The organism is Candidatus Halobonum tyrrellensis G22 (assembly GCF_000495475.1).
Taxonomy (GTDB): Archaea; Halobacteriota; Halobacteria; order Halobacteriales; family Haloferacaceae; genus Halobonum; species Halobonum tyrrellense.
Map to the genome: position 1 here is coordinate 70132 of NZ_ASGZ01000008.1, position 23593 is coordinate 93724.

The 23593-nt window shown below is 71.6% G+C and carries 17 protein-coding genes; 6 read left to right on the forward strand and 11 right to left on the reverse strand.

Translation table 11 applies throughout. The features are described from left to right. Positions 1-3 precede the first annotated feature (3 nt). A complete protein-coding gene (locus K933_RS03360; RefSeq protein ID WP_152529744.1) occupies positions 4-1092 on the forward strand; it encodes a hypothetical protein in 1089 nt (362 codons plus the stop codon). Between the two features lie 101 nt (positions 1093-1193). Further along, on the forward strand, positions 1194-2798 hold the full coding sequence (locus tag K933_RS03365) for a sulfatase (protein WP_023393280.1): 1605 nt from the start codon (positions 1194-1196) through the stop codon (positions 2796-2798). Between the two features lie 26 nt (positions 2799-2824). On the opposite strand, the gene K933_RS03370 is transcribed toward K933_RS03365, so the two are convergent. The 7 genes from K933_RS03370 to K933_RS18250 form a co-directional block, all read right to left on the reverse strand. Then, on the reverse strand, positions 2825-3778 hold the full coding sequence (locus tag K933_RS03370; protein ID WP_023393281.1) for a ketopantoate reductase family protein: 954 nt from the start codon (positions 3776-3778) through the stop codon (positions 2825-2827). A gap of 97 nt (positions 3779-3875) precedes the next feature. Further along, positions 3876-4205, reverse strand: coding sequence for a DUF7130 family rubredoxin-like protein (locus K933_RS03375; protein ID WP_023393282.1), 330 nt, complete (start codon positions 4203-4205; stop codon positions 3876-3878). Between the two features lie 134 nt (positions 4206-4339). After that, positions 4340-9382 (reverse strand): DNA polymerase II large subunit, encoded by a 5043-nt coding sequence (gene polC / locus K933_RS03380; RefSeq protein ID WP_023393283.1) that lies wholly within the window; start codon positions 9380-9382, stop codon positions 4340-4342. Between the two features lie 174 nt (positions 9383-9556). After that, on the reverse strand, positions 9557-9976 hold the full coding sequence (locus K933_RS03385) for a PPC domain-containing DNA-binding protein (protein WP_023393284.1): 420 nt from the start codon (positions 9974-9976) through the stop codon (positions 9557-9559). A gap of 170 nt (positions 9977-10146) precedes the next feature. Then, positions 10147-11370: a homoserine O-acetyltransferase MetX gene (metX, locus tag K933_RS03390; protein ID WP_023393285.1), complete on the reverse strand. Its 1224-nt coding sequence runs from the start codon at positions 11368-11370 to the stop codon at positions 10147-10149. Then, positions 11370-12662, reverse strand: coding sequence for an O-acetylhomoserine aminocarboxypropyltransferase/cysteine synthase family protein (locus K933_RS03395; protein WP_023393286.1), 1293 nt, complete (start codon positions 12660-12662; stop codon positions 11370-11372). Before K933_RS03395 ends, metX begins: the two co-directional genes overlap by 1 nt. 70 nt (positions 12663-12732) lie before the next feature. Further along, positions 12733-13446, reverse strand: coding sequence for a hypothetical protein (locus tag K933_RS18250; RefSeq protein ID WP_023393287.1), 714 nt, complete (start codon positions 13444-13446; stop codon positions 12733-12735). Between the two features lie 106 nt (positions 13447-13552). Here K933_RS18250 and K933_RS03405 point away from each other — a divergent pair, with 106 nt between their 5' ends. Both K933_RS03405 and K933_RS03410 read left to right on the forward strand, forming a co-directional pair. Then, positions 13553-14515 carry an ABC transporter ATP-binding protein gene (locus K933_RS03405; RefSeq protein ID WP_023393288.1) on the forward strand — a complete coding sequence of 321 codons (963 nt, stop codon included), beginning with the start codon at positions 13553-13555 and terminating at the stop codon, positions 14513-14515. Next, the gene (locus K933_RS03410) at positions 14512-15345 is read left to right on the forward strand and encodes an ABC transporter permease subunit (RefSeq protein ID WP_023393289.1); all 834 of its coding nucleotides are present in this window, start codon (positions 14512-14514) and stop codon (positions 15343-15345) included. Before K933_RS03405 ends, K933_RS03410 begins: the two co-directional genes overlap by 4 nt. 10 nt (positions 15346-15355) lie before the next feature. Here K933_RS03410 and ligA read toward each other — a convergent pair whose 3' ends face one another. Beyond that, a complete protein-coding gene (gene ligA, locus K933_RS03415) occupies positions 15356-17518 on the reverse strand; it encodes an NAD-dependent DNA ligase LigA (RefSeq protein WP_023393290.1) in 2163 nt (720 codons plus the stop codon). A gap of 204 nt (positions 17519-17722) precedes the next feature. Between ligA and K933_RS03420 the strand changes: the two genes are divergently transcribed. Next, the gene (locus tag K933_RS03420; RefSeq protein WP_023393291.1) at positions 17723-18907 is read left to right on the forward strand and encodes a pyridoxal-phosphate-dependent aminotransferase family protein; all 1185 of its coding nucleotides are present in this window, start codon (positions 17723-17725) and stop codon (positions 18905-18907) included. A 64-nt stretch (positions 18908-18971) separates the two neighbouring features. On the opposite strand, the gene serB is transcribed toward K933_RS03420, so the two are convergent. Continuing rightward, positions 18972-19634, reverse strand: a complete 663-nt coding sequence (gene serB / locus K933_RS03425) for a phosphoserine phosphatase SerB (protein ID WP_023393292.1) — start codon at positions 19632-19634, stop codon at positions 18972-18974. Positions 19635-19965: 331 nt separating this feature from the next. Between serB and serA the strand changes: the two genes are divergently transcribed. Next, on the forward strand, positions 19966-21573 hold the full coding sequence (serA, locus tag K933_RS03430) for a phosphoglycerate dehydrogenase (protein WP_023393293.1): 1608 nt from the start codon (positions 19966-19968) through the stop codon (positions 21571-21573). An 83-nt stretch (positions 21574-21656) separates the two neighbouring features. Here serA and K933_RS03435 read toward each other — a convergent pair whose 3' ends face one another. Both K933_RS03435 and thrC read right to left on the reverse strand, forming a co-directional pair. Further along, complete coding sequence (locus tag K933_RS03435; protein WP_023393294.1) at positions 21657-22040, reverse strand: hypothetical protein; 384 nt, start codon at positions 22038-22040, stop codon at positions 21657-21659. Positions 22041-22171: 131 nt separating this feature from the next. Next, the gene (thrC, locus tag K933_RS03440) at positions 22172-23473 is read right to left on the reverse strand and encodes a threonine synthase (RefSeq protein WP_023393295.1); all 1302 of its coding nucleotides are present in this window, start codon (positions 23471-23473) and stop codon (positions 22172-22174) included. Positions 23474-23593: the final 120 nt, after the last annotated feature.

The following is a 23593-nucleotide window of genomic DNA, read 5'->3' on the forward strand; positions in this document are numbered from 1 at the left end:
CTCGTGCCCTCCGTTCGACCCCCACGGCTCGGATCCTCGACCAGCATCGCGGACAGTCGGCTCGTGCGCGCGGTGCTGTTGGAGGCGGACCGGCTGACCGTCACCGCCGCGCTGTCGGCCGCGATATTCTCGTTTCTCCTCGTCGCGGGCGTGCTCTGGCCGTTCGAGATGCAGGACCTACTCACGGAGACGCGGGCGGTCCAGACGCTGTTCAACACGCTGTTGAGCGGCACCATCCTGCTGGTCTCCATCGTCGTCTCGATCAACTCGATCGTCATCTCGCAGGAACTCGGCCCGCTCCGCTCGCAGTACGACCGGATCGACGACACGCTCGCCTTCCAGTCGGAGGTCGAGGAGTTCGCGGCCGCGGGGGTCAGCCCGGCGGAACCCGTCGAGTTCCTCGAGTTCATCATCCGTTCGCTGCGGGAGGACGCCACCGCGCTCCGCGAGAGCGCCGCGGACGACCCGGCCGACCTCCGGGAGGCGCTCGAGACGTACGCCGACGACGTGCTCGACCGCCTCGACGTGGTTTCGACCACGCTCGACCGGTCGAACGCCCGCATCCCGCGGGCGCTGCTCGCGGGGCTGGAGTACCAGTACGCCCGCCACATCCACGGCGCGCGGCACGTCCGGGCGGCGTTCGACGACCGGCTGTCGGGGGCGGAGCGCGACCGACTCGACGACGTGGTGGAGACGCTGAAGTTCTTCGCGGCCGGCCGGGAGTACTTCAAGACGCTCTACTTCAAACAGGAACTCGCCAGCCTGTCGAGTTGGCTGCTGTACGTCTCGTTGCCCTCCATCGTGTTCACCTCGTACGTCCTGCTCGCCATCGACGCGGGACTGCTCCCGACGACGACGGTGTTCGGCGTCTCGCGACACCTGCTGTACGTCAGCATCGCGTACACCGTCGCGCTCGCGCCGTTCGTCCTGCTCACGTCGTTCGTCCTCCGGATCGCGGCGGTGTCGAAGCGGTCGGTCGCCGCCGGCGCGTTCGCGCTCCGGGACGACCCGTTGGGCGGCGACCGTCTCCCCGTCTCCGCGGAGGTGGAGGCGGCCGGGCGGTCCGACCCGGAGTCGGACGCCGACCGGTAGGCCGTCGGTCCGACCCCGCCCGGGGCCGATCTCAGTTCCGGACCGCCCGGCTACACGGGGGGACCGCAACACGTATTCTCCGCGGCGGTCACCGTGGGCGCATGAGCGCAGACTCGCCGGCGAACGTCCTGTTCGTCGTGCTCGATACGGTCCGGAAGGACCGACTCGGGCCGTACGGCTACGACCGGGAGACGACGCCCGGCCTCGACGCGTTCGCGGACGAGGCGACGGTGTTCGAGGAGGCGGTCGCGCCCGCGCCGTGGACGCTCCCGGTGCACGCGTCGCTGTTCACGGGGCTGTACCCCCACCAGCACCGCGCCGACCAGGAGAACCCGTACCTGGAGGGGGCGACCACGCTCGCGGAGACGCTCTCGGCGGCGGGCTACCGGACGGCGTGTTACTCCTCGAACGCGTGGATCACGCCGTACACCCACCTCACCGACGGGTTCGACAGCCAGGACAACTTCTTCGAGGTGATGCCGGGCGACGTGCTGTCGGGACCGCTCGCGAAGGCGTGGAAGACGATGAACGACAACGAGACGCTGCGGACGGTCGCGGACAAACTCGTCTCGCTGGGCAACGTCGCCCACGAGTATCTCGCCTCCGGCGAGGGCGCCGACTCGAAGACGCCCGACGTGATGGCGAGCACCCGCGAGTTCGTCGAGACCAGCGAGGCCGCGGGCGACGACTGGTTCGCGTTCGTCAACCTGATGGACGCCCACCTGCCGTACCACCCGCCCGACGAGTTCGCCGAACGGTTCGCGCCCGGCGTCGACTCCGAACAGGTGTGTCAGAACTCCAAGGAGTACAACGCCGGCGCGCGCGACATCGACGCCGACGAGTGGGAGGCGATCCGCGGGCTGTACGACGCCGAGATAGCCCACATCGACGACCAACTGTCGAACCTCTTCGCGTGGCTGCAGCGGACGGGTCGGTGGGACGACACCGCGGTCGTGGTCTGTGCCGACCACGGCGAACTCCACGGCGAACACGACCTGTACGGCCACGAGTTCGCGCTGTACGACCCGCTCGTCAACGTCCCGCTGTTGGTGAAACACCCGGCGCTCGACGCCGACCGCCGCGACGACACGGTCGAACTGGTCGACCTCTACCACACGGTACTCGACACGCTCGGCGTCGACGGCGGAACCCCCGCCGAACGGGGCGAGACCGCGGTCGAACGCGACCCCACCCGGTCGCTGCTCTCGGCGGAGTACCGCGCGTTCGAGGGCGTCTCCGACCCCGACCCGGGGCAGGTCGGCGGGCCGAACGGCGCGTATGGCTTCGTGGAGTACTCCCGGCCGGTGGTCGAACTCAACCAACTGGAGGAGAAGGCGGCCGCCGCGGGCATCGAGTTGGAGGAGGACTCGCGGTTCTACTCGCGGATGCGCGCGGCCCGCGCTCCCGACGCCAAGTACGTCCGCATCGACCGCATCCCCGACGAGGCGTACCGCCTCGACGAGGACCCCGACGAGACGCGGAACGGAGCGGGCGGGGAGGGACGGAGTTCCTCCGGGAGTCGGACGGCGTCCGACGGACCCGACGACGACCGCATCGCGGCCGCGGAGGCGGCGCTCGGGCGGTTCGAGTCGGCCGCGGGCGGCGCGTGGACCGACGCCGCCGACGGCCCGGTGTCGGACGACTCGCTCGCGGAGATGGACGAGGAGGCGACCGACCGCCTCCGCGACCTGGGGTACGTCGAGTAACGGTCCCGGTCTGTCGCGTTCGTCGGTCAGCCGCTCGGCTCGCCGTCCGCGTCGTCGCATCCGTCACCGCGCTCGCCACCCTGGCCCGCGTTCTCGGTCTCCCACGTCCGGACGAGCGCCGCGAGCGTCCGGTTGACGGGCGTCTCGACGCCCGCCGCCGCGCCGCGGTCGGCGACCGCACCGTTGATGGCGTCGGCTTCGGTCCGCCGGCCGGCCTCGACGTCCTGCCGCATCGACGACCGGTTGGCGGCGGTCGCCTCGACCACCTCGGTCAGCGCGTCGACCGCCCGGTCGTCGGCGAGGTCGACCCCGTTCGCGCGGGCGACGCGGGCCGTCTCGCGGGCCGCCCGCGCGGCGAGGTCGGCGCCCGGCGGGTCGCGGAGCGCGCCGTTGTCGACCCGCGCGAGCGCCGTGACCGCGTTGACCCCCGCGTTGACCGCGAGCTTTTCCCAGCGGCTCCGCGGCATCTCGGCGTCGGCCGTACAGTCGAGTCCCGCGGCGCGGAACGCCCGCGCGACCCGCTCGGCTCGCTCGCTCGCCCCGCCGTCGAGTTCGCCGACGCGCACCGCGCCGACGCCCGTACACCGGACGTGGCCCGGTCCGACGAGTTCGGCGCCGTACGTCGCCGTGCCCGCGAGCACGCGGTCGCCGAGTCGCGCTTCGAGCACCTCCTCGACCAGGCCGTTCTGGAGCGAGCAGACCAGGTCGACGTCGCCGGTCGCGAGCGCCGCCGCCGCGCTCGCGGTGTCGTACGCCTTCACCGTCACGAGCGCGAGGTCGGCGCGCAGGCCGGTGCCGTCGGTCGTCGCCTCGGGCCGCGTCGTCGCGTCGAGTTCGCCCGACACGCGGAGACCGTCGGCGCGGACGCGTTCGACGTGGGCCGCGCGGCCGACGAGCGTCACTCGGTGGTCGGGGTCGCGCGCGAGCAGTCCGCCGACGAGACTCCCCAGCGACCCGGCGCCGAAGACGACGACGTTCACGCCCGGGCGTCGACGGGGTGAGAGAAGAGCCGTTCGGTCCGCCCGTTCGGCGGCCCCCGACGGGCGGGGCCGCGTCGACTCCGGGGTCGGCCGGCGCTCAGTCCTCGGTCCAGTAGTAGAGGTCCTCCTTCGGCGCCCCGCAGTTGGGGCACTCCTCGGGGAGTTCGTCGTCGAGTTCGCCCATCTCGCCGCACTCGCTACACCGCCACATCAGGTAGCCCTCGCCGAACTCGTGGCCCGTCCGGGCGTGTTCGACGCTGAGCGCCTCGTACCCCTCGCGCATCGTGACGTAGAAGCCGGCGTCGTCGAACCCGCGGATGGTGCCGAGTTCGTTCCCGTCGTCGTCGTACACCGTCTCGCCGAGGTCGAGTTCTTCGAACTCCTCGTCGCTCACGTCGTCGGGGTCCTCGCCTGAGTCTCCAACCATGGGTCGTGATTCGCCGGCTGCGTGTTAAATACCATCGGCGGAGTCGAGAAATCCGCAGGAGGGTGTCGCCATCACGCCACGACGAGGTCGGTTCGCTACCCCTCTCGGCTCCCGGCTCCGACGCCCGACCCGCGCTACATGAAGTCCGCGATGGAGCCCTGTTTGTTCTTGTCGTTCTCGAAGACGGATTCGAGCGAGCGGTCCAGGATTTCGAGGCGCTGTTTGGTGTACTCCCGGCAGTCGAACTCCTCGGCCACCTGGATCGCGGTGTCCATGTACTTGTTCACCGACCCCTGGTGGACCGTCAGGGTCATCCGACCGCCGCACTCGCGGCAGTCGCCCGTCAGCGGCATCCGGCGGTACTTCTCCCCGCAGTCGAGACAGCGCGTCTCCTGCCGGCTGAACGCGCGGAGGTTGCCGATCAGGTCGGGGAGGAAGTGGTACTCGATGACGCGTTCGGCCACGTCCGTCTCGTCGACGGCGCGCAGTTTCCGCGCGAGGTTCAACTGCGCGTCCATCTTGTCCATCATCGACCCGAGCGTCTTGTACGCCGAGAGGTCGGGTCCGAGCGCGATGTCGGAGGTGTCGTGGGTGTGGTCAAACCCGCGGTACTCGTCGTCGGTGCCGAGCGTCGCCTCGGCTATCTCGATGTCGACGTCCTCGGGGTCGGCCATCGAGAGCGTCGCCTCGTAAAACTCCTGGGGGTACTGCCGGACGATGTCCATGTTGTGCGCCTCGTCGTCGATTTCGCTGGGGTCGATCCGCGACGACATCACGAGCGGCGCGTCCATCCGCCCGCCCCGTTTGTCCGGGAGGTACTCCTTCGAGAAGTTGAGCAGGCCGTCCATCAGGAGCATGACGCAGTCCTCGTCGCCGTCACACTGCTTCTGTGACAGGTCGTTCGCGACGAGCGAGTGCGTGCCCTCCACGGTGAGACAGTACGTGTGGTCGGTGTCGGAGTCGACGTACTCGACGGACGCGACGGGTTCGACGAGGCAGTCGTCGGTCCCGCCGTCGAACGCGCGTCTCGCTCGCGCCCCTCGGGTTCGGATCTGCTCGCGGAGTCGCTCCTCCTTCCGATCGAGGTGGAACCCGACCCGGTTCGCGAACTCGACTGCGTCCTCGGAACTGACCGTGATCACGAAGCTCCGAGCCGACTCGGCGGGGTCGTCGATCGAGTAGTAGTCGGGGAACTTCCGGTTGAGCGGCACGGGGTCGACGACGCTGGCTCGGCCGGCGATGCCGAGTCGCGTGAGAAGCGCGAGTAGGTCCTCCTTCAGTTCGCGACTCACCGTCGTCGCGGACACCTCGATCGCGTTCCTGTCCGCCGTTCCGTCCCCGCTGAAGTACCCGCTCAGGTACGCCTCGACGATCCGGTCTTCGGCGTCGAACACGCACTGGGGAACGCGCTTCGTCTCCGCCAGCGAACCGGCGTCGAGGACGGTGTCGAAAAACGCTCGAAGCAGTCGCCCGGACGCGGTCACTTTCGCGCGGTTCTCCCGGTAGGGGTCGACCCCGAACTCCTCGCGCAGTACGTCGAGGTAGAACTCGCGCGCCTGCGCTTCCGTCCCGCAGACCGTCGTCTGATGGATCGTCCCCTTCGGCGTCTCCTGTTCGCGTGCGAACCCCTCCGCGGCGTAGTATCCGAGGAGCGTCGCGACCCGTTCGTCGAGTTCGACGGTCCGATCGACGGCGGTCGAGTCGCGTTTCACCCCTAGCTTCACTCCGCTCGGGACGGAGTCGAGGAGCGCGTCGGTCGATCCGAACAGTTCCCCGAGGAGCGCCGCCGGGAACCGCTCCCTGTAGACGTAGTTGCTCAACGCCTTCTTCGAGAGGCCGAGGTGCTCCGCGGTGCTCTCGAGCGGGTAGAACGTTCCGTCCCACTCGTCTTCGAGCGCCTCGGCGAACAGGTCGTACAGGTCGTCCTTGTTCACGCCCTCGATCATCAGCCGGTCGTCGTCGACCACGTCGCTCCGCAGGAACTCCGCGAGGAGGTCGAACGTTCGCGTCCCGTTCCCGTCGACGTCGACGGCGTCGAGGTTGGACGGCGTCACGACGCTGTCGTCGTTACCGACTGCGTCGGCGCGTTTCGAGCGGATCTCCCCGTCGTCGAACACGTGCATCTCGTGGTCGGGCGTCACCGTGATCTCCCGCCCGCTCCGGGTCTCCACCCGGACCATGTGCTCCGGCGCGCGGTGTTTGCTCACCGCCTCGACCGGCTTCAGAACCTCCTCGCCCTCGTCCGTCAGCGACGGGACGAACACGTCGCCGTCGAGTTCGGAGACGAGCGTTCCGAAGTCGTCCTCGTCCGGGTCGACCAACCGGTCCTCGACGAACTCGTCGATCCGGCCGTGGTGCCACTCGTCGGTCTCGTCGCGGTACCAGAGCTTCGTCTCCGGGTGAAAGCAGTTGCGACGTTTCGCCGCGTGGAAGTACGGGTGCGCGTACCCCACCGCCGCGCTGGTGAAGCCGACGACCCGGCCGACGACGGCGGCGGAGGTGTGCGGCGCCATCCCGAACACGAGTTCGCCCACCAGGTCGTCGCGCTCGTTCACCTCGTAGAACGGCTCGAGCCCGTAGAACTCCGCGAGCAGGTCGTCGACGAAGTCGGCGGTCCGCATCATGTGTTCGGCCGCGCCGTCCGAGAGCACGATGTCCTGTACTTTCAACTCGACCAGTTGGTCGTCGTGGACCAGCGGCTCGCCGTCGATGTCGGTCTCGTAGCCGAGTTCGCGGAAGTGCTCGGCGGTCACGTCGAGTTCCTCGGGGCGGACCGCGGTGACGGGGAGGTCGGTCATGTCGTAGCGGACGGTGCCGTCCTTGAACGCGCTCACGCCGTGTTTCGCGCGCAGGACGCCCTTCTCGACGGGTTCGGGCGTCTTGTTCGCGGAGGTGAGTCCCTTCACTCCCTTGAGGATCTCGAAGCTCGACTCCCGTTCGCCGACGCCGTCCAACGCGCTCCAGTACTCGTCGTTGAGGTCGACCGAGAACCAGTCGGGGCTCTCCACCTCCCACCCACAGTGGGGACACTCCACACGCCCCGACTCGTCCGGCTCACAGACGGTCCCGCAGTCGTCACACTCGAAGTACGGCTCGGTGTGCGTCTCGCAGTCGGGGCAGGCGGTGTGGTAGGTGCGCGCGCCGCAGTCGGGACACTCCCGTTCGCCGAGGCGGACGTCGACCACGCCGCGACCCTTGTCGGTCCGGGTGCTTGCGGCCTCGCCGACCGACCGCTGGCTCCCCCCGGCGTCGCCGATGGGGAAGAGGGTGTGGACCGCCGGCGAGAGGTCGCGGCTCTCGGATTTTTCCGGGCGGCCCATCCGGTTGCCCACTCGGGTGGGGGCGCGCTCGCGCACCTCGAAGGGGGCCACCTCGTTGACGGCTCTGACGGCGTTGTCGCCGCCCGTCCACTCGCGCGCCTCGCGGCTCACGTCGTCGGGCTCCCACTCGCGGCGGAGCCCGTCGGTCACGCCGAGCTGTCGCAACAGCGGCCTGAAGTCGGGGATCCGGAGCGCGTCCGGGGTTTGGGTGTGTTCGACCAGGAGGCGTTCGAGCGCGTCCCGCAGTTCGTCGGTGTGCTCGACGGCGAGGACGCCGCCGGTCACCTCGCCCGCGGCGGCAGCGTCCGCGAGCGCCTCGAACTCGGAGACGGAGACGTCGTGCCAGCAGTAGGTGTACGCCGGGTGGAGCGGCGCGTCGTACGCCTCGGCCCACTCCAGCGCGCTGTCGGCGTCCGGGTCCGAGAGGTCGACCAGCGGGTCGTCCCGGAGCGCCTGCACGTCCGCGCCCGCCGCGTCGAGGTCCTGCTCCCACCACTCCGCGACGTAGGAGGCGGGCGCGAGCGGGTGGTTGTTCTCGACGAACTCGCCGTAGTTGACGAGGTACTCGCCCAGATCGATGATCTCCTCGACGCCGTTCCTGACCTCCAGCGCCTCGGCGGGGTCGTCGATCCGGCGCACGTCGCCGTTCGCCAGTTTGACCGTCGGTCCCTCGATGGAGTCGACGGGCACCACCCCGCCCGCCTTCCCCGGCCGCTCGGTCTTGATCTGCGTGCCGGTCGCGAGGAAGTCGTCGACGAGATGCATCGTCGCGGGGTGGACGCCCGCGGTCGCGAACCCGTGGTTGCGCGCGCGGCCGTACCGCAGTCGGAACCCCCCCACCTCCGAGGGGTGGCCGAACACCGGCCGCCCCGCGATCAGGTCGCGGAGGAACTTGGTCTGCGGTTCGACGCGCGCCGGTCCCGACGGCGCCGCCCCGCCCTCGTCGCCGTCGTCGTCCGCCTCGCCCTCGTCGGCGTCGGCGGTCCCCTCGCCGTCGTCGTCCGCGTCGTCGCTCTCGTAGTAGGTGCCGTCGATCAGGTCCTGGAGCCACGGCCACTCCACCTCGTCGAGTTGGCGGGTGTACCGCTGGATCTTCGGCGCCTTGAGCGCGATCCCCTCCGCGAGCACGAGACACATCCCCCCGCGGGCGGAGTTGGTGTCGACCCGCTCTAAGTCCCTGAAGCCCGACACCTCCTCGTCGCCCGTCGCCTCGCCGTCGAGCATGATCGGCATGTGCTCGGCGATGAACTTCGCCTCCGCGTCCTTCGGCGTGTACTGGAGGCCCGTCTCCTTGTCGTAGAGCGCGACCTCCTCGGCGTACCGCTCCACCTCGTCGCCCCGGGCGGCGTACTCCTCGACGTCGAGTAACGACCGCGCGTAGTCGGCCACGAGCACCGACAGCGCCTGTGCGGTCCCGCCCGCCGAGCGGATCGGCCCGGCGTAGTAGACGTTGACGAACTCGGTGCCGTCGTCGTTCTCCAGCAACTCGACCCGGTCGATCCCCTCGATGGGGGCGGCGACGACGCCCTCGGTCAGGAGGGCGACCGCGGTCCGGACCGCCCCCTCGATCTTCCCCTCGCGGCTGTCGTACTCGCCGACGGTGCCGTCGACGAAGTCGGTCACGAGTTCGAGCGCCGCCTCCTCGCGGGACATCTCGCCCTCCAACTCGCGGACGCGCTCGGCCACCCCGGGGATGCCGAGGATGTTCTCGACCCGGTCGGCCATGTCGCGCGCGACGGGGATCTCGATCTCGGTCGCGGGGTCGCGCCCGCGCGCCCGCGCCGCCTCGGCGCGTTCGAACGCCTCGTCCAGTCGGTCCTCGATACGGGTGAAGTAGCGCTCGTCGTCCGGTCTCATGCGTGGTCGTGTCCCCCTCTCGCTTCCGCCGTCGGCCCGGTCCGGTCCGGTCGGCTCGGTGACGACCCCCCGCAGTCGGGCGAACTCGCGGCTCGGGGGCGTCGTCGATGCACGTCACTCCTCTGCGCCGCGGAGGACAAAAACCATCCGCTCGCCGACAGCCCACCCCGCCGCCTACAGCCAGAGGTCGAGGTCGGTCACCTCGTCGTGTTCCCGTTCGAGCGGCGTCTCGAACGCCCGGAGGTACACCTCGCCCGCGAACACCGTCGCGGCGTTGAGGTGGCCCGCGACCGACTGCCCGCTGGGCCGCGAGAGCACCGCGTGGGTGTGCGCGAACCGGTCGCCCTCCAGTAGGGCGACGTTGCCGACGCACGCCGCCACCTCCAGGGGTTCGTCGAACTCCACCGAGCGGTACTCCTGGTCCTCCTGGTCGTAGAACCACACCTCGGCGTCCCGGACCGCGCCCATCGCGTTGAACCACGCGGCGTCCGCGTCCACGCGCTCCGCGAGCGCCTCTATCTCCTCGCGCCAGTCCGCCCCGTTGTCGAGGCTGGCGAGGTACTCGCCCGCCGCCTCCACCTCGCGGTAGTTCACACCCCCGGCGACGGCCGACCGCGAGTAAAGCCTTGCTCCCGAAGCGAGGGTTCGAGTCCGCCGACGCGACCACCCGCCCCGTGTCCCGACGAGTCGCCGCGCGGCGCGCCGCGGGAGCGCGACACGGCGCCGCGAGCGTTCGGCGCCGACCGGCGTCGCCGTCCGCCCGCTCACCCCGGAAACAGGCTGGCGTGGACCGGCGCGCGTTCGGGGTGGTCGCCCGTCCCGTCGTCGTCCTCGGGTTCGTCGCGGACGGTGCGCGCGTCGACCCCCTCCGCGAGAAAGCCCCGGAGCGGCGGGCCGACCGACTCGGGTTCGACGAGGAACGCGTCGTGGCCGTGGTCGGACTCCACCACGTGGTGGGCCGCGGGCGCGTCGGCCTCCGCGAACGCCTCGCGGAGCGTCCGGGAGTCCTCGACGGTGAAGTGCCAGTCGCCCGTAAACGAGACCAACAGCGCCTCGCCCTCGAACGCCGCGAGCGCGGCGGCGTCGGAGCCGTACTCCGCCGAGAGGTCGTAGTCGTCCATCGCCCGCGTGAGGTAGCGGTAGCTGTTGGCGTCGAACCGCTCGACGAACCGCTCGGCGTTGTAGTCGAGGTACGACTCCACCTCGCGATAGGGGAAGAACGACCCCGCGGGGTCGTCGCCGCGCCGGCCGCCGCGGGCGTCCCGGCCGGCGGCCCGGCGGCCGAACTTCCGCTCCATCGACGCCTTCGAGAGGTACATCACGTGGCCCAACTGGCGGGCGGTCGCCAGCCCGTCGTCGGGGTCGGGGTGGTCGTCGCCGTAGTAGTCGCCGCCGTCCCAGTTGGGGTCGGTCGCGATGGCGCGCCGCGCGATGGCGTCGAGCGCGAGACACTGGGGGTCGAGCCGCGCCGCCGCGGCGATGGCCGCGACCCGGCGCACGTCGTCGGGGTAGCGCGCGGCCCAGTCGAGCGCGTTCATCCCGCCGACGCTCCCGCCGACGACGGCGTGGAGGCGGCCGACGCCGAGTTCGTCGAGCAGGCGGCGCTGTGCGCGCGTCCAGTCGCCGACCGTGACCGCGGGGAAGCGCGTCCCCCACGGCTCGCCGTCGGGCGCCTCGCTCGCGGGTCCCGACGAGCCGTAACAGGAGCCGGGGACGTTGACGCAGACGGCGTAGTACTCGCGGGTGTCGACGGCCTTCCCCGGGCCGACCACGTCGCCCCACCACGCGCGCGCCTGGCCCGCGGTGCCGGCCTCGTCGCCGGTCCGGCGGCCGCCCGCGTCGGTGACGTGGTGACTGCCGGTGAGCGCGTGACACAGGAGGACCGCGTTCGAGCCGTCGAACTCGCCGTACGTCTCGTACGCGAGCGTCAGGTCGGGCACCGACTCGCCGGAGGCGAACTCGAACTCGCCGACGGACTCGACGGGCATCACGACACCTCCTCGATGGCGCGGTCCAGGTCGGCGATAACGTCCGCGGCGTCCTCGATGCCGACCGAACACCGCAGCAGGTCGGGCGTGACGCCCGCCGCGGCCTGCTCCTCCTCGGAGAGTTGGGCGTGGGTGGTGCTCGCGGGGTGGATGATCAGCGTGCGCGCGTCGCCGATGTTGGCGAGGAAGGAGGTGAGCTCGACCGCCTCACACAGTCGCTTGCCCGCCTCGAACCCGCCTTCGAGTCCGAACACGACCATCCCGCCGAACCCGTCGAGGTAGCGCGCGGCGTTGTCGTGGGTCGGGTGCTCCTCGAACCCGGGGTAGGTGACCCACGACACCTCGGGGTGGTCGCGGAGGTGCTCCGCGACGAGACGGGCGTTCTCGCAGTGGCGGTCCATCCGGAGCGGGAGCGTCGACAGCCCCTGGAGGGTCTGCCACGCGTCGAACGGCGACTGGCCGTTGCCGAGCGCCCGAACCGCCCTGTGGCGGACGACCTGTGCGAACGCGCGCTCGCCGAACCGTTCGGCGAAGTCGACGCCGAACGCGGCGTTCTCGCCCGACAGTTCCGCGTAGTCGGCCTCGGGGTGGTCCCACGGGAACGTCCCGCCGTCTATCACGACCCCGCCGACGGTGGTGCCCGCACCGTGGATCCACTTGGTGGTCGAGTCCCACACGATATCCGCGCCGTGTTCTATCGGCCGACACAGCGCGGGCGTGCCGAACGTGTTGTCGACGACGAGCGGTACCGCGTGCTCGTGGGCTATCTCGGCCACCCGCTCGAAGTCGGCCGTCACCAGCGACGGGTTGGCGAGCGTCTCGACGTGGACGAACGCGGTGTCGTCGTCTATCGCCTCCCTGTACGCGTCGTACTCGGTGGTCGGGACGGTCCGCGCCTCGACCCCCCGTCGGGAGGCGACGTGCGAGAGGTACGCGCTCGTCCCGCCGTACATGTCGGTGCTCGCGACGACGTTGTCGCCCGCCCGCGCGAGCACGGTCGTGATGGAGTCGATGGCCGCCATCCCCGACCCGGTGGCGACGGCGTCCGCTCCGCCTTCGAGGCTGGCCAGCCGCTCTTCGAGCACCCGCGTCGTCGGGTTGGAGATCCGGGTGTACACGTCCCCCTCGCGCTCTAGGGCGTACAGCGCCGCCGCGTCGTCGGCGCCGCCGAAGGCGTACGAGGTGGTCTGGTAGATGGGCGGCGCGCGCGCGCCCGTCGCCGGGTCGCCCGTCCACCCGGCGTGGAGCGCCCGCGTGCGGAAGCCGCGCGTGTCCTCGTCCTCGTCGCTCATGTACTACGGGAATATCCTCCCACGAGTTTATGCACGGTAGTTACGGCAAGTCGTGCCGTGGTCGGCCGCGTCACCGCTCGGCGTCGTCCCCGTCCCGTTCGCCGCCGACGAAGCACTGCTGGCCGCCCAGCGGCTCGCCGCGGTCGTCGGCCGCCGCGGCCGTCGGTAGCCCCGTCGGCGGCCGCACCGGGTCCGCCCGGCGGAGCCGGCGGAGTTGTCCGAGGAGTCCGGAGGCGTACACCGCGCCCGCGACGCCGAGGAACGCGACCGCGGGCACGGCCGCGGGGAGCGGTCCCGTCACCGCGCGGAGCACCGCCAGCCCGAGCGCGAGCGCGCCCGCGACCACCGCGAGCACCGTCGTCGTGACCAGCGGCGCGACCCGGCGGTTGGCGGCCTCGTTGAACCGGATCCACTCGGCGTAGCCCGCGACCACGCGCCGCCGGTACGCCTCGCCCGACTCGGCGTCCGTTGCCGCCTCGACCGCCGCGCCGTCGATGCCGACCACGCGCGTCGACGCGGTGTAGGTGATGCCGGCGAGCAGGGTCGCGGCCGCGACCGCCGCGACGCCGACGGCGGCGTAGGCGTTCGACGCCGCGGTCACGTCGCCCGCGAGCGCGAGCGCCGACACCACCACGCCGAGGAGCGCGGTCGTGAACTGGAGGAGTTGGGCCGCCTTGCGTTCGATCTCGCGGAGCGCGGCGAGTTGGGCGTCGAGCGTCGCGCGCGCCTCCCGCCGCGCAAGCGTCAGCGCGGCGGTCGACCCGTCGCCGGGACCGGAGGACATGTTCCACCCATCCGCGTCCGAATACAAGCCCTTTCGCCCCCGGAACGCGGTACCGCGTGTCGCGGGAAGCGAAACGCTTTATCAAGGCCCGCCGGAACCGGCGGGCATGGCCGCAATCGAGCTGCGTGGCGTCACCAAGCGGTACGGCGACGTCACCGCCGTCAGGGACCTCGACCTCACCGTCGAGGAGGGGGAGGTGTTCGGCTTCCTGGGCCCGAACGGGGCGGGCAAGTCGACGACGATCAACGTGTTGTTGGACTTCGTCCGTCCGACCGAGGGGCGCGCGGAGGTGCTCTCGCTCGACGCGCAGGCCGACTCGGTCGCCGTCCGCGAGCGGACGGGCGTGCTCCCCGAGGGGTACGACGTGTACGACCGGCTGACCGGCCGCCGGCACGTCGAGTTCGCCATGCGCTCGAAGGACGTCGACGGCGACCCCGACGCCCTGCTCGACCGCGTGGGGATCGCCGACGCCGCCGACCGGAAGGCGGGCGGCTACTCCAAGGGGATGCAACAGCGGCTCGTGCTCGGGATGGCGCTCGTGGGCGACCCCGACCTGCTGATCCTCGACGAGCCCTCCTCGGGGCTCGACCCGACGGGCGCCAAGGAGATGCGCGACATCGTCCGCGCGGAGGCGGACCGCGGCGCGACCGTCTTCTTCTCGTCGCACGTGCTCGGGCAGGTCGAGGCGGTCTGCGACCGCGTCGGCATCATGCGCGAGGGACAACTCGTCGCCGAGGACAGCATCGAGGGGCTGCGCGACGCCGCGGGCGGCGAGGAGACGCTGGTCGTCACCGTCGACGCCGCCGACGAGTCGACGGTCGACGCGGTCCGCGCGCTCGACGGCGTCTCCACCGCGGCGTCCGACGGCGGCACCGTCACCGTCACGTGTGCGAGCGACGCCAAGACGCGCGTCATCGCCACGCTCGAGGAGGGCGGCGTCGAGGTGAAGGACTTCACCACCGAGGAGGCCTCGCTCGAAGACCTGTTCCTCCACTACACCGGCGACCGCGACGCCGACCCGGCCGACCGAGCCGACGCCGACGACCGCGACGAGGGGGTGTCGGCGTGAGCCTCGAAGCGGTCGCCCGAAAGGACTTCGAGGACGCGGTCCGCTCGCGGTGGCTGCTCGCGCTGTCGGCGGTGTTCGTGCTGCTCGTCTCGGCGGTGGTCTACCTCGTCCGGCCGGGCGAGGGACAGACGCTCACGACCGGGCAACTGCTCGGCTCGCTGTACATCCGCGACGCGCTCGTGACGACGCTCGTCCCGCTGATCGCGCTGATCGTCGCGTACGGCGCCGTCGTCGGCGAGCGGGCGTCGGGGTCGCTGAAGCTGCTGCTGTCGTTGCCCCACTCGCGGGCGGACGTGGTGTTCGGCAAACTCGTCGGCCGCACGGCCGCCATCGCGGTGCCCATCGCGGTCGGGTTCGTCCTCCCGGCGTTCATCGCCGCGGTCGGCCCGCTCCGCCTGCAGGTCGGCGTGTTCGTCGGCTACGTCCTGCTCACGGTCCTGCTCGCGGCGGCGTTCGTCGCCATCGCGGTGGGGTTCTCCGCGGCGGTCGCCTCCAACCGCCTCGCCATCGGCGGGGCCATCGGGCTGTTCTTCCTGTTCGTCCCGCTGTGGGGCGCCGTCCAGTTCCCCCTCCGGCTCTACTTCGTGGTCGGCGGCGCGCCCGGGTGGCTCCCCATCTCGGGCCAGCAACTGTTCGCCGCCCTCCGGCTGATCAACCCCACCGGCTCGTTCAAGATAATCGCCGGCGAGTTCGTCTCCGGCGCGCTGTTCGCCGGCGGTTCGGGCGAGTTCGGGCTGTCGATGGAGGTGGCCGCGTTCGCGATGCTGGTCGCGTGGCTGCTCGTCCCGCCGCTGCTCGGTCTCTGGCGGTTCGAACGCGCCGATCTCTGAACGGGACCGGCTACTCCTCCTCTTCCTCTTCCTCTTCCTGGTCGGGCGGCCACGAGACGCCGCGTTCGGCGAGCAGGTCGGCGAACTCGTCCTCGTTCAGTTCGGGCACGCCCTCGTCGTCGGCGTCCGAGCGCTTGCTCGCGCCGGGGTCGTCGCCGACCACGAGGTAGTCGGTGTTGCCCGACACCGACCCGGTCGCGTCGCCGCCCAGCCGCCGGACCAGGTCCTCGGCGTCGCCCCGCGGGACCGACAGCGACCCGGTGAACACGACCGTCAGCCCGTCGAGCGGCGCGTCGTCGCCGGCCCGGGGTTCGGTCTCCTCGGGCGCGACGTGCGCCAGCAGGTCGTCGAGGACGGCCGCGTTCCCCTCGTCGTCGAAGAACTCGCGGACCGTCTCGGCGACCGTCGGCCCCACGTCGTCGACCTCCCGCAACTCCGCCTCGCCGGCGCTCCTGACCGCCTCGAACGAGCCGAACCGGCGGGCGAGGTTCCGCGCCGTCGAGCCGCCCACCTTCGGTATCCCGAGCGCCGCGAGGAACGCCGGAAGCGGCGGCTCGCGCGCCGCCTCTATCTCGTCGATCAGGTTGCCGGCGCTGGTCTCGCCCCACCCCTCCAGGTCGGCCAGTTCGTCGCGTCGCCCGGGCAGGCGGTAGAGGTCGGGCAGGCGCTCGACCAGGCCCGCCTCGCGCAACTGCTCGACGCGCTCGGCGCCGAGCCCCTCGATGTCGAGTCCGCCCCGGCTCGCGTAGTGGACGACCGCCCGCTCGGCCTGTGCCTCGCAGGTCAGCCCGCCCGTACAGAACGCGACCGGGCCGTCGCGTTCGACGTCGCTCCCGCAGACCGGGCACGTCTCGGGGAACGCGAACGGTTCGTCGCTCCGCGACTCCACCACCTCGTCGACCTGCGGGATGACGTCGCCCGCGCGTTTCACCCGGACGCGGTCGCCGACGTTCACCCCCAGCGCGGCTATCTCGTCGGGGTTGTGCAGCGTCGCCCGCGAGACGGTGACGCCGCCCACGTCCACGGGGTCGAGCAGCGCCACGGGCGTCAGCCGGCCCGTCCGCCCCACCTGGACGACGACGTCCTCGACGGTCGTCACCTCCGAGCGCGCGGGGAACTTGTAGGCGAACGCCCACCGGTACGACCGCGCGGTCGCCCCGAGTTCCTCGCACGCCGCGCGGTCGTTCACCTTGATCACGACGCCGTCTATCTCGTAGTTCAAGCGCTCGCGCTCGGCCATGAGGTCGTCGCGGTAGTCGACGGCCGCCTCGACGTCGCCGACGAGTTCCGCCCGACTGTCGGTGTGGAGCCCCAGCGCGTCGAGCGTCGACAGCTCCGCCCACTGGCTGTCGGGTTCGGCGGGACCGTCGCCGTCGGCCTCCCACCCGAGCACGTCGTAGAAGAAGCAGTCGAGCGGCCGCTCGGCGACCGCGTCGACGTCCAGTTGGCGGAGGGTGCCCGCGGCGGCGTTCCGCGGGTTGGCGAACGGCTCCTCGCCCGCCTCGACCCGCTCGCGGTTGTGCCGCTGGAACGCGTCCCGGGGGATGAACACCTCGCCGCGGACCGCGAGAAAGTCCGGATACTCGCCGCTCAACCGCTCGGGTATCGAGCGTATCGTCCGGACCTGCGCGGTCACGTCGTCGCCCGTCTCGCCGTCGCCGCGGGTCGACGCCCGGACGTACCGGCCGTCCTCGTAGACGACTTCGACCGACAGTCCGTCGAACTTCGGCTCGCAGACGTACTCGACGTCCCCCACCTCCCGCCGGACCCGTTCGTCGAACTCCCTCACGTCGTCGGCCTCGCCGCTCTGGTCGATGGAGCGCATCGGCCGGACGTGCTCGACCGACCCGAGTTCGTCGAGCGTCTCGCCGCCCACCGCCTGGGTGGGCGACCCCGCGGTGTCGAGGTCGAACGCGGCTTCGAGGTCCTCCAGCCGCGCGAACAGCGCGTCGTACGTCCGGTCGGCGACCAGCGGGTCCGCGCGGGTGTAGTAGCGGTAGTCGTGTTCGCGCACCGCGTCGCGCAACAGCGCGGCCTGGTCGGCGGCCGCCGCGGGCGAGAGCGCGTCCGTCGGCTCGAAGTCGGCGTCCGGGTCGACGAGGTAGGGGTTGTCCGGGTCGGCGAAGCGGAGGTCGGCGGGGTCGACCTCGGCGTGCTCCTCGAGGTGACTCATGCACCCGCGCTTGGGGTCGCCCGCGCGTGAATCCATCGACGGCGACCGCCGACGCCGCCCGAGACGGTCGCTCCGGCGCGCTCCGGACGGACCGGGTTGGCCCGCCCCCTCCCCTTTCCTCCCCGCCCCCGGGTCGAACGCACCGAAGTGGCGATGCTTGCACGCCCCGCGAGGCTTATCCCCGGCGCCCCGGAAACCGCGGGTATGCACGACGAGGACGAGGAGTTCCTGCTCCTCAACCCGGGTCCGGTCCCCGTCCGCGAGGACGTTCTGGAGTCGATGGCGGAGCCGATGGTGTCACACCGCTCGGCCGACTTCGAGGCGGTGTACGAGCGCGCACAGGACGGACTCGACTACGTGTTCGAACACTCCACCCCCGACGGGAGTTCGACGTCGGCGGGCGGCACGTCGCTCGTGCTCAACGGCACCGCGACGATGGGGATGGAGGCGGCCGTCGCCAACCTCGCGGGCGACGACGACGAGGTGGTGTCGCTGGTCAACGGGAAGTTCGGCCGCCGGTTCGCGCGGATCGCCGACCGCCACGCGGGGAGCGTCACCCGCGTGGAAGCCGACTGGGGCGACTCGGTCGACGTCGACGACGCCGCCGCGGCGATATCGGACGACACCGCCGTGGTGACGATGGTCCAAAACGAGACGTCGACGGGCCTGCTCAACCCCGTCGAGGCGGTGGGCGAACTCGCGGCCGACCACGACGCCCGGTTCGTCGTCGACGGCGTGACGAGCATCGGCGGCGACGAGTTCCGCGTCGACGACTGGAACGTGGATATCGCGCTCACGGACGCCCAGAAGGCGCTCGAAGCGCCGCCCGGCGTCTCGGCGATGTACGTCACCGACGGGGTCGAGGCGGCGCTCGACGGCGAGTCGGCGCCGTTCTACGAGGACCTCGACTGGCACCTCCGGAAGGCCGAGAGCCACCAGACGCCGTTCACCTCGGCGGTGCCGCTGTTCCGCGCGCTCGCCACCGCGGTCGAGGCCATCGAGGCGGAGGGGATGCCCGCCCGCATCGACCGCCACCGCCGGCAGTCGGCGGCGTTCCGCGAAGGGTTCGCGGCGCTCGGACTCGACCGGTTCCCCGAGCCGACCGGCGAGACGGAACTGTCGAACACGGTGACCGCCATCGCGCTGCCCGACGCCATCCGCGGCGACGCCGACGACTTCTTCGACGCGGTCGCCGAGCGGAACGTCTCCATCTCGGGCGGGCAGGCCCACCTCGGCGGCGACATCTTCCGCGTGTCGAACATGGGGTCGCTCCCCGACGCGAGCGTCGTCCGCGGCGTCCGCGTGGTGGGCGAGGCGCTCGGCGACGCGGGCGTCGACGCCGACGTGGATGCGGGGGTCGACGCCGCCGAGTCGCGGCTGAACGACTGAGCCCGGTCCGGTCGGAACGCGGAGCGGGGTCGCGTTCCGGTTCCGCTCCCCCGTTTTCGGCGGCTCAGTCGATCCGGTCGATCTCGTCGTCGACCAGCCCCTCGTCTTCGAACAGGTCGGCGAGTTCGGCCATCGACGCGACGCTCACGTCACACGACGGCGCGACCGCGGGCTTCGGCTCGAACCCGACGGCCAGCCCCGCCACTTCGAGCATCGGGAGGTCGTTCGCGCCGTCGCCGACGGCGACGGTCCGGTTCATCGCCACCCCCTGCTCGTCGGCCAACCGCTCCAGTTCCCGGTCCTTCGTCCCCTCGATCAGCGGTCCCTCCACCTCGCCGGTGAGCCGACCGCCGCGGACGGGCAGGCGGTTCGCCACTATCTCGTCCACCTCGGCCCCCTCGGCGTCGAGCGCCGCCGCCACGCCGCGGTCGAACCCGCCGGTGAGGATGGCGACGTAGTGACCCGCCTCCCGGAGCCGTCGGATCACGTCGGCCGCGTCCGGCCTGAGTTCCACCTCGCCGTACGCCTCGGCGGCCTCCTCCTCCTCCAACCCCTTGAGGAGTTTCGCCCGCTCGCGCAGGCTCTCCGCGTAGCTGATCTCGTCGTTCATCGCCTTCCCGGTGATCGTCGCCATCTCGCCCGCGACGCCCTCGCGTTCGCCCAGAAGCACCGTCATCTCCGAGTCAGAGAGCGTCCCGTCGAAGTCGAACGCGACCAGTTTCGCCATACCCCCGCTCGGACCGGCGCGGGCTTGAAACCAGGCGGTGTCCGCCCCGCGCTCGCGTCGCCCCACCCGCTCGCGCCGCCCCCGCCGTCCGGCCGCCGGACCGACCGTTCAACTGCCCGCCCGCTCGTTCGGCCGTCCGACCGCTCGTCCGACCGTCCGATCGGGACCGCGACACGCTCCGTACGACTCCCCTTCCCATAGCACCTGTCCGCATACTCCACCCGAAACGGAGGGGTTGGCGATCCGCGTTCGTGGACATCCGCGGCGACCGGGCCGGGCAGGTACGGCCGCCGAGGAAAGGCTTACCCCCGCGCCGGGAATTCGGGCGAGCATGAAGGTACTGGTGACCGACCCGGTCTCGGAGGCCGGGCTGGACCTCTTACGCGATGCGGGTCACGAGGTCGTGACCGGCTTCGACCTCGAGGGGGAGGCGCTGTTGGACGCCGTCGCGGACGCGAACGCGCTGGTCGTTCGCTCGGGGACGGACGTGACCGCCGAGGTGTTCGAGGCGGCGCCGCACCTCCAGATCGTGGGGCGTGCCGGCATCGGCGTCGACAACATCGACATCGACGCCGCGACCGAACACGGGGTCGTGGTGGCGAACGCGCCCGAAGGGAACGTCCGCGCGGCCGCCGAACACACCGTCGCGATGGCGTTCGCGGTCGCCCGCTCGATCCCGCAGTCGCACGGCCGGCTGAAGGACGGCGAGTGGGCCAAGGGCGACTACCTCGGCCGCGAGGTGAACAACAAGACGCTCGGCATCGTCGGACTGGGCCGCGTCGGGCAGGAGGTCGCCAAACGCCTCGACTCGCTCGGGATGGACCTGGTCGTGTTCGACCCCTACATCAACGAGGAGCGCGCCGCGCAGTTCGGCGCCGAGTTGGTCGACGACCTCGACGACTGTCTCGAACGCGCCGACTTCGCCACCGTCCACACGCCGCTTCTGCCCGAGACGGAGGGGATGATCGGCGAGGCGGAGTTGGAGGCGCTCGGCGACGGCTACCTCGTCAACTGCGCGCGCGGCGGCATCGTCGACGAGGCCGCCCTCGCCGAGGCGGTGGAGAACGGCCCGGTCCGCGGCGCCGCCCTCGACGTGTTCGCCGAGGAGCCGCTGCCGGAGGACTCGCCGCTGCTCGACGTCGACGACGTCGTGTTGACGCCGCACCTCGGCGCGAGCACCGAGGCCGCACAGGAGAACGTCGCGCTCGACACCGCCCGGCAGATCCTCGCGTCGTTCGACGACGAGCCCGTGATGAACGCGCTCAACGCGCCGTCGGTCGACGAGTCGGCGTTCCCCCGGATCGAGCCGTACCTCGACGTCGCCGAGACCGCGGGCAAGATCGCGGCCCAGCTACTCGGGTCGCGCATCTCGTCGGTCGAGGTCCACTACGAGGGCGACATCGCGGCCGAGGAGGTCGACCTCGTCACCGCGAGCGCGCTCAAGGGCGTGTTCTCGCCGCTGGAGTTCGAGGTGAACGCGGTCAACGCCCCCCAACTCGCCGAGGACCGGGGCATCGAGGTGACCGAGAGCAAGACCCGCCAGACCGACGACTTCCAGAGTCTCGTCACGGTCACGGTCACCAACGACGACACGTCGATGTCGGTCTGCGGCACGCTGTTCGCGGGCGACGACCCCCGGATCGTCCGGATCGACGGCTACCGCGTCGACGCGGTGCCGTACGGCCACATGCTGGTCGCGCGCAACCGCGACGAACCCGGCGTGATCGGGCTGGTCGGGACGACGCTCGGCGAGGCGAACGTCAACATCGCGGGCATGTTCAACGCCCGCGAGACGTTCGGCGGTGAGGCGCTGACGGTGTACAACCTCGACGAGGACGTGCCCGACGAGACGCTCGAGAAACTGCTCTCCGACGAGCGGGTCATCGAGGCCACCCGGATCACGCTCGACGAGGCGGACGCCGACTCGACCGCCGACTGACCCGGCGAACGGAGCGCCGGGAGTCGGTCGCCGGTCCCGCTCGACCGCGCTCCGTCGTTCGTCCGGCCCGAACCGGGACCGCGCTACCGCCGCGAGCGGAGCGCCCGCACCCGTCGCCGGCCCCACGCGACCCCGCGTAAGAGCGCGTCGCGGACCGCGTTCGCGGCCCGGCCGTCGGCGTCGTCGCCGTCCCCGTCGCCCCGTTCGGTCCGAGCGGCGACCGCCCCCCGATCGCCGCTCACCCGGCCGTCGCCGTCCGTGTCGCTCCCGTCGGGCAACAGCGCCTCGTACCGGTCGATCAGGTCCGCCCGCCGCTGTCGTTCCTCGTCCAGCCGCGCCTTCAGCCGCCGATTCTCCCGGCGCAGCCGCTCGATCTCCGGGCCGTCCGAGCGCTCGACCTCGGGGGCCGCGTCGCGTCCGGTTCCGCCCGGCCCGCCGTCGGGATCGTCGCCCGCCTCCGAATCCATGAGAGTTACTACCACGCCGAGCCTCAAAAGCCCTCGTCGGACGGACGAGTGACGGACGCCGCTGAGCGGGGTGGGGAGCGGGCTGTCGGTCGGCCGCCGCGCCGGCGGTGCCGGCGGGCCGCCCCGCGGACTCAGCCCAGCAGGTCGAGCACCGCGTCGACGCTGTTCGCGACGGGTTCGGGGTCGTCGCCCGCGGCGAACGCGGCGTCGGGGTCCTTCAGCAGGTGGCCGGTGGTGAGACAGACCACGTCCTCGTCGGCGCCGACGACGCCGTCGTCGCGGAGACGGCGCAGCCCCGCGAGCGACGCGGCGGAGGCGGGTTCGACGCCGATACCCTCGCTCGCGAGCGCCCGCTGGGCGTCGACTATCTCGTCGTCCTCGACGGCGACGGCGGTGCCGCCCGTCTCCCGAACCCCCGGGAGCGCCTTCGGCGCGTTGACCGGGTTGCCGATCCGGATCGCGGTCGCGCGCGTCTCCACGTCGGGCCACCGGCGCACCTCGTCGGCGCCGTCGGCTATCGCCTCGACGAACGGCGCGGCGCCCGCGGCCTGTACGCCCGTGAGCTTCGGCACCTCGTCGACGGCCAGCGCGCCGGCCGCGACGAGTTCGCGGAACGCCTTGAACAGCGCCGCGGTGTTGCCCGCGTTGCCGACGGGGAGGACGATCCGGTCGGGGTACGTGCCGTAGTCGGCGTGGAAGCGTTCGAGTATCTCGAAGCCGATCGTCTTCTGCCCCTCCAGCCGGAACGGGTTGAGCGAGTTGAGCAGGTACGCCTCCTCGCGGGCGGCGAGTTCCTGGACGATGTCGAGACAGTCGTCGAAGTTGCCGTCCACTTCGAGGATCCGGGCGTCGTGGAGGCTCGCCTGCGCCACCTTCCCCGCGGCCACCTTCCCCGCGGGCAGGAGGACGAGCGTCTCCATGCCCGCGCGCGCGCCGTACGCCGCGAGCGCCGCCGAGGTGTTGCCGGTCGACGCGCACGCGAGTCGGTCGACGCCGAGTTTGCGGGCCACGCGGACGCCGACGGTCATCCCGCGGTCCTTGAACGAGCCGGTGGGGTTCATCCCCTCGTGTTTGACGCGCAGGCGGTTCACGCCCGTCCCCTCGCGGAGCCGGGGCACCTCGTGGAGCGGCGTGTGTCCCTCGGGCAGTGAGAACCACGCTCCGGCGGCGTCGCCGTCGTCGGAGGCGCTTCGCGCCTCGTCCTCCTCGAACGGCAGGGCGGCGCTGTACCGCCAGACGCCCTCGCCGTCGAACTCGTTCCACCCGGGCGGGTCCGCATAGCGGACCTCCAGCAAGCCGTCGCAGTCGTCACAGGTGTAGCGCACGTCGTCGAACGGCGCGAACGTCGCGCCGCATGCGATACACTCCAGCCAGACGCCGTCGTCGGCGTCCGCCGGGGCCGACTGCGGGGACGCGTCGAGCGCGAGACTCATGCCGGGAGGGTCGGACGCGGGGGGTAAAAGTCGGCGGTTCGTGGCGGGAAGTGCCGGTCGGGGAGTCGCGGGTCGCGGACGGCGACCGACCCCGACCGGCGGCCGCGGCCCGGCGGGGGG

Bases quoted from the DNA above. Each gene is read 5' to 3' on its own strand.
- K933_RS03365 (WP_023393280.1), top strand. From the start codon at position 1,194: ATGAGCGCAGACTCGCCGGCGAACGTCCTGTTCGTCGTGCTCGATACG.
- K933_RS03375 (WP_023393282.1), bottom strand. From the start codon at position 4,205: ATGGTTGGAGACTCAGGCGAGGACCCCGACGACGTGAGCGACGAGGAG.
- polC (WP_023393283.1), bottom strand. From the start codon at position 9,382: ATGAGACCGGACGACGAGCGCTACTTCACCCGTATCGAGGACCGACTG.
- metX (WP_023393285.1), bottom strand. From the start codon at position 11,370: ATGCCCGTCGAGTCCGTCGGCGAGTTCGAGTTCGCCTCCGGCGAGTCG.
- K933_RS03395 (WP_023393286.1), bottom strand. From the start codon at position 12,662: ATGAGCGACGAGGACGAGGACACGCGCGGCTTCCGCACGCGGGCGCTC.
- K933_RS18250 (WP_023393287.1), bottom strand. From the start codon at position 13,446: ATGTCCTCCGGTCCCGGCGACGGGTCGACCGCCGCGCTGACGCTTGCG.
- K933_RS03405 (WP_023393288.1), top strand. From the start codon at position 13,553: ATGGCCGCAATCGAGCTGCGTGGCGTCACCAAGCGGTACGGCGACGTC.
- ligA (WP_023393290.1), bottom strand. From the start codon at position 17,518: ATGAGTCACCTCGAGGAGCACGCCGAGGTCGACCCCGCCGACCTCCGC.
- K933_RS03420 (WP_023393291.1), top strand. From the start codon at position 17,723: ATGCACGACGAGGACGAGGAGTTCCTGCTCCTCAACCCGGGTCCGGTC.
- serB (WP_023393292.1), bottom strand. From the start codon at position 19,634: ATGGCGAAACTGGTCGCGTTCGACTTCGACGGGACGCTCTCTGACTCG.
- serA (WP_023393293.1), top strand. From the start codon at position 19,966: ATGAAGGTACTGGTGACCGACCCGGTCTCGGAGGCCGGGCTGGACCTC.
- K933_RS03435 (WP_023393294.1), bottom strand. From the start codon at position 22,040: ATGGATTCGGAGGCGGGCGACGATCCCGACGGCGGGCCGGGCGGAACC.
- thrC (WP_023393295.1), bottom strand. From the start codon at position 23,473: ATGAGTCTCGCGCTCGACGCGTCCCCGCAGTCGGCCCCGGCGGACGCC.